At 38.8% G+C, this 621-nt stretch carries 1 pseudogene; it reads left to right on the top strand.

Annotated features, from left to right (window positions below):
• Positions 1-92: 92 nt before the first annotated feature.
• A pseudogene (locus tag FKN88_RS17450) lies at positions 93-503 on the top strand (GNAT family N-acetyltransferase).
• The last annotated feature ends 118 nt before the right edge of the window (positions 504-621 follow it).

The raw sequence follows: 621 nt of genomic DNA, 5'->3' as shown, positions 1-621 counted from the left end.
GGCGTTATACGTGCTTATCAGAATTATCGCCAAACTGTTTATTTATACAGTTGTAAAATGTATGCTTCATATGAATCAATAGGAGCGTCATGATGACAATAAAATTCGAAGAAAAAGTGCCTAGTCCAAAAGAATTCTGTGGCATGCGTGTAAAGGCTGGCCTCTCACCAAAATCTCTCAAAGCGGCCACAATTGCTTTACCAAATAGCTTATATGGTATTTCAATAAGAAATGGTGACGAGCTAATTGCAATGGGTCGTGTAGTTGGAGATGGCGCATGTAATTTTTAGGTAGTGGACGTTGCAGTTGATCCCTCTTACCAAGGTAGGGGACTTGGTCGAAAAGTTATGGAATATATAGATAGTTATTTGTCATCAGTTGCTTTAGATGGTTCGTATGTATCAATGATTGCAGATGAACCGGCATTTTATGAAAAGTTAGGTTACAAGCTAGTATCTCCATCTAGCGAAGGTATGACAAAAAAGTTTAAACCGCACGTATAACAAAGCGTTTAAGAGGGATTCGCAACGCTTAGCATTTTCATTATGCGTTGATTTTATTAGTTTTTAGTGTAATGCGGTGAGTTGGTAGTTGCGTTACTCACCCCTTAACGCGGCGTTA

Source organism: Vibrio sp. 2017_1457_13, from assembly GCF_030851525.1.
GTDB classification, from domain to species: Bacteria; Pseudomonadota; Gammaproteobacteria; order Enterobacterales; family Vibrionaceae; genus Vibrio; species Vibrio metschnikovii.
Note: the sequence above shows the minus strand (reverse complement) of the source record. Positions and strands in the feature narration are given on the sequence as shown.